We start from the raw sequence: 4,554 nt of genomic DNA on the forward strand, positions 1-4,554 counted from the left end.
GGCCGGCTATTAATTTATGATGGTACTACATGGTCTGCATCGCTCCGGACCGCGTCCGGACGCGGGCCGACAGCCGGCTCTACAGCGCGGTGCATCCGGAACGATGGGCCATGGGAGCGAGGCGCTTTTCGTCGCTGGTCCTCCCGAGGCCGGCGGCGCCACTGTCGATGGCCGGAGTGAACCGCGCCGCCGCATCCGGCGCAAACGACTTGTTCTCGGGCAAAGCATTCCGAAACGGAATGTTCCGGACGCGGCCGAGATCGGTTCAGCCATCATGCTCCCGGCCAGATGGATTTTTTCGAAGTGCCTGTCGATCCGCGTCACGCTGGTTCGTCGTCCTGAATAGCGAGACACTGCAGCGGCGATGGCGTCCGCGGCTCGCCCCAGGAGGAAGACCCAAATGCGCTTCATGTTCATCGTCACATCCGCCCAGACCATGGCCCCGACGCCGGAGCTGCTGGAGGCCATGGGCAAGCTGGCCGAGCGGGAGATCAAGAGCGGCCGCATGCTCGACAATGGCGGGCTGAAGCCGCTCGCCACCGGTGCGCGGGTCCGCATCGCCGACGGCGCGCTCAGCGTCATCGACGGCCCGTTCATCGAGGCCAAGGAGATGATCGGCGGCTACGCGATCTTCGAGCTGCGCAGCAAGGAGGAGGCCGTGGCCTCCGCAGTCGAGTTCATGCAGCTGCACAAGGATCTGGTGCCGGGCTGGGACGGCATCTGCGAAGTTCGCGCCTTCGCCGATGAATGCGCCGCGGAGATCCCCTCTTCGGCCGCCGCCGCTGCCCGGCACTGACCCGTTCGCCGATGTTTTGTCGAATCCGCTGTCGATCCACGCCGGGCTGGTTCGTCGAGTTGAAGGACGGGGCAGTTCGGCGGCGATGGCGCCCGCGGCCCGCCACAGGGAGAGTTCACGATGCGCTTCATGTCGATCATCACCACCGCCAGCACCGAGCCGCCGACGCCGGAGCTGATGGAGGCCATGAACAAACTCGCCAATCGCGAGCTGCAGACCGGCCGCATGCTCGATGGCGGTCAGCTGATGCCGATGCCCATGGGCGCACGGGTCAGCCTGACAGACGGGCAGCTCAGCGTCCTCGACGGCCCGTTCGTCGAGGCCAAGGAGGTCATCGGCGGCTATGTAATCTTCGAGTTCCGCAGCAAGGAGGAGGCCGTGGCGTCGGCGGTGGAGTTCCTGCAGCTGCACAAGGACCACATGCCCGGCTGGGAAGGCACCTGCGAGATCCGGGTCCTGGCCGATGCCGCCGATTGCGACGGCCCGGCCGGCGCTTGACGCGGCGGCCTCGCAGACGGTGTCGGCGGCGATGACGGCCGCCGACACCCATCGCGCGATCCTGGCCGTCTGGCGGATCGAGCAACCCCGGCTGATCACCAGCCTGGCGCGGATGCTGCGCGACGTGCCGCTGGCCGAGGAGCTGACCCAGGACGCCCTGGTCATCGCCCTGGAACGGTGGCCGGAGATCGGCGTGCCCGAGCGGCCCGGCGCCTGGCTGATGGCGGCGGCCAAGCGCCGGGCGCTGGACCATCTGCGCCGCCGCCAGATGCTGGCGCGCAAGCACGCCATGATTACCCGCGACCTGGAGGAGGAGCAGCAGGCGATGCCCGATCTCGACTCCGCCCTGGACGACGATATCGGCGACGAGCTGCTGCGGCTGATCTTCACCGCCTGCCATCCCCGCCTGCCGCGCGAGGCCCGCGCGGCGCTGGCGCTGCGGATGATCTGCGGCCTGACGACGGAGGAGATCGCCCGCGCCTTCCTGCTGCCGGAGGCGACCATCGCCCAGCGCATCGTGCGGGCGAAGCGGACGCTGTCGGACTCGGGCCTGGCCTACGAGACCCCACGCGGCGAAGAGCTGTCGCAGCGGCTGTCCTCGGTGCTGGAGGTCGTCTACCTTATCTTCAACGAAGGCTACCCCGCCGCGCGCGGCGAGGACTGGATGCGCCCGCAGCTGTGCAACGAGGCGCTGCGCATGGGCCGGGTGCTGACCGCCATTGCACCGCAGGAGCCCGAGGCCCACGGGCTGCTGGCCCTGATGGAGCTGAACGCCTCGCGCATGGCGGCCCGCACCGATGCGGCGGGCGACCCGATCCTGCTGCTGGAGCAGAACCGCGCGCTGTGGGACCAGTTGCAGATCCGGCGCGGGATGAAGGCGCTCGGCCGGCTGCGCGCGCTCGGCGGCGCCGGCGGCTGCTATGCCTTGCAGGCTGCCATCATCGCCTGCCATGCCCAGGCGCGGACGGCTGACGAGACCGACTGGCCGCGCATCGCCGGCCTTTATGCCGAACTGGCGGCGCTGGTGCATTCGCCCATCGTCGAGCTCAACCGCGCGGTCGCCGTCGGCATGGCCGAAGGCCCGGGCGCGGCGCTGGCGATCGTGGACCGGCTGGCGGACGAGCCGGTGCTGAAGGGCTATCACCTGCTGCCGATCGTCCGCGGCGACCTGCTGCACAAGCTCGGCCGCCACGGCGAGGCCCGCGCCGCCTTCGAAGCCGCCGCGGCGCTGGCCGGCAACCGGCGCGAACAGGATTTCCTGAAACGACGCGCTGCCGAGGCCGCTGCCGGCTGCCTCACGCCGCGCCGGTGATCGCTGCGGTCAGCCAGGACCGGAAGCGGGCGACGTTGGTGCCCTCCTCCCGTTCCGCCCGGGTCACCAGCCAGTAGGATTCATGGCCCTCGACCTCGACGTCGAGCAGCTGGACCAGGCGGCCCGCCGCCAGCTCGCGCTCGACCATGAAGCGGTCGACGACGGAGACGCCGAGCCCGTCGCACGCCGCCTCGATGGCGAGGTCGAGCAGGTCGAATTCGAGACCGCCGCGGGTGTCGACATCGTCCAGCCCGGCCGCGTTCAGCCAGTGCCGCCAGGTCAGGTAGCGCCGGTCGTCCGAGGCGAGGACATGCAGGAAGGTGAAGCGCGACAGATCCACCGGCCGGTCGCGGTCGACATCCTCCAGCAGCGCCGGGGCGCAGACCGCGATATGCCGCTCGGTCATCAGCAGCGTCGCCTTCAGCATCGGCCATTCGCCGTCGCCGAAGCGTATGGCGCAGTCCAGCAGCCCGCGCTCAGCCAGGCTGTCCGACAGTTTGGTGCCGACGCTGACCTCAAGATCCGGATGGGCGCGGCGCAGGGACGGCAGCAGCGGCATCAGCCAGCGCCGGGCGAAGGTCGGCGGCACGTTCAGCCGCAGCCGGTTGCGGTTGCCCTTTTCCTCGATGCCGCGCACCGCCAGCTCGACCTCGTGGAAGGCGTGCTGCAGCGCCTCGAACAGCTGCACCCCGGCGGCGGTCAATTCCAGCCTGTGGTGGCGGCGCACCAGCAGCGCCTGGCCGAGCTGGTCTTCCAGGTGGCGCACCTGCCGGCTGACGGCGCTCTGCGTCAGGTTCAGCCGCTCCGCCGCCCGGGTGAAGCTGCCGGTCTGGCCGACCACCTCGAAGATCCTCATGGCGGTCAGGGCGGGAAGTCGGCGCATGGGGTCCAGGTCGAAGCTTCAGGATCGGCGGTGCGGCCACGATAGCCCAGCCGCCCCGCCGCCTACACCGTCAGTTGCAGCGAGGGATAGGTGAACAGCGAGATGTGCAGCAGGTTCAGGCCGAAATGCACCAGCACTGACGCCCGCAGCCCGCCGAGCCGGTAGGCCACGCCATAGCCGATGCCGGCGACGCTGCCGACCAGCACCCACTGCCATCCGCCGGCGGCATGAGCCAGGCCGAACAGGATGGCCGATACCAGCAGGGCCGTGACCTCCCCATAGGGCTTGCGGTTTAGCAGCCGGGTCAGGCCGCCCTGGACATAGCCGCGGAACACCGCCTCCTCCGCCAGGCAGACCAGCAGCAGGTTGTTCAGGGCCCAGAGCCAGAGGAGATCGGGCCATTTCGGCGCCCACACCACCAGCCCCAGCGACGCCGCCGCGACCAGGCAGACCATGACGGTCGCCACCAGGCAGGTGGGCACCGCCGTCAGCACCACCTTGAGGCTGCGGGCGGCTGGATCCAGGGCAGCACCAGCAGCAGCCAGAACCCGGCCAGCGGCTTGTCCAGGTTGAGGTACAGGGTGAACGGCACGGCATCCGGGGTGAGGCGTTCGGCGTCGATCACCCGTGGATTGTGGAAGCCCGGCAGCACATGCAGGGACAGCGCGATGGCGAGGGCGATGAACAGGGCATGCCCGGCATAGCCGATCGGGCGGCTGCGGGTCTGCGACACCGCGGCGGCCGCGGCCAGCAGCAGCAGGATCGGCCCGGCGGCCTCGACCCCCAGCAGCCCTTCGGCCAGCGCCGCGCCATAGCCGAGCACGAGCAGCCCGAGGGCGAGCCCGCGCAGCGGGCGAAACCAGACCGCCGCCGCGGCAAGGAAGATGGCCGCCCATGGCAGCGCGATCATCGGCACGTTCAAGAGATCCCCCGCCCTGATCCCGATGCGCCCGCCGCCCCTGTGCGGCGCGGCCGTCGGCGATCGATTCCGATGCCCGGTTCCCGACGAGGCAAAGGATCGCAATCCTCGGCCTCACCCCGGGTCCAAGCTCGACGCTGGATAGA

At 70.0% G+C, this 4,554-nt stretch carries 6 protein-coding genes; 3 read left to right on the plus strand and 3 right to left on the minus strand.

The features are described 5' to 3' along the window. Positions 1-400: 400 nt before the first annotated feature. The 3 genes from AC3XYG_RS32970 to AC3XYG_RS32980 all read left to right on the plus strand — a co-directional run bounded on the left by AC3XYG_RS32970 (position 401) and on the right by AC3XYG_RS32980 (position 2,606). Positions 401-796, plus strand: coding sequence for a YciI family protein (locus AC3XYG_RS32970; protein WP_489144117.1), 396 nt, complete (start codon positions 401-403; stop codon positions 794-796). A gap of 120 nt (positions 797-916) precedes the next feature. Then, the gene (locus AC3XYG_RS32975) at positions 917-1,294 is read left to right on the plus strand and encodes a YciI family protein (protein ID WP_489144118.1); all 378 of its coding nucleotides are present in this window, start codon (positions 917-919) and stop codon (positions 1,292-1,294) included. Then, complete coding sequence (locus tag AC3XYG_RS32980) at positions 1,260-2,606, plus strand: RNA polymerase sigma factor (protein ID WP_489144119.1); 1,347 nt, start codon at positions 1,260-1,262, stop codon at positions 2,604-2,606. Before AC3XYG_RS32975 ends, AC3XYG_RS32980 begins: the two co-directional genes overlap by 35 nt. Here the strand turns inward: AC3XYG_RS32980 and AC3XYG_RS32985 are convergent. From AC3XYG_RS32985 to AC3XYG_RS32995, 3 genes are all read right to left on the minus strand, one after another. Next, positions 2,590-3,489 (minus strand): LysR substrate-binding domain-containing protein, encoded by a 900-nt coding sequence (locus AC3XYG_RS32985; protein WP_489144120.1) that lies wholly within the window; start codon positions 3,487-3,489, stop codon positions 2,590-2,592. The genes AC3XYG_RS32980 and AC3XYG_RS32985 overlap by 17 nt on opposite strands. A 62-nt stretch (positions 3,490-3,551) precedes the next feature. Beyond that, complete coding sequence (locus AC3XYG_RS32990; protein WP_489144121.1) at positions 3,552-3,986, minus strand: CPBP family intramembrane glutamic endopeptidase; 435 nt, start codon at positions 3,984-3,986, stop codon at positions 3,552-3,554. Then, complete coding sequence (locus AC3XYG_RS32995; protein ID WP_489144122.1) at positions 3,977-4,399, minus strand: hypothetical protein; 423 nt, start codon at positions 4,397-4,399, stop codon at positions 3,977-3,979. Before AC3XYG_RS32995 ends, AC3XYG_RS32990 begins: the two co-directional genes overlap by 10 nt. Positions 4,400-4,554: the final 155 nt, after the last annotated feature.

The organism is Inquilinus sp., from assembly GCF_057815775.1.

Excerpts from the sequence above, each read along its gene's own strand:
- AC3XYG_RS32975 (WP_489144118.1), top strand. The coding sequence starts at position 917 with ATGCGCTTCATGTCGATCATCACCACCGCCAGCACCGAGCCGCCGACG.
- AC3XYG_RS32995 (WP_489144122.1), bottom strand. The coding sequence starts at position 4,399 with ATGATCGCGCTGCCATGGGCGGCCATCTTCCTTGCCGCGGCGGCGGTC.
- AC3XYG_RS32970 (WP_489144117.1), top strand. The coding sequence starts at position 401 with ATGCGCTTCATGTTCATCGTCACATCCGCCCAGACCATGGCCCCGACG.
- AC3XYG_RS32980 (WP_489144119.1), top strand. The coding sequence starts at position 1,260 with ATGCCGCCGATTGCGACGGCCCGGCCGGCGCTTGACGCGGCGGCCTCG.
- AC3XYG_RS32985 (WP_489144120.1), bottom strand. The coding sequence starts at position 3,489 with ATGCGCCGACTTCCCGCCCTGACCGCCATGAGGATCTTCGAGGTGGTC.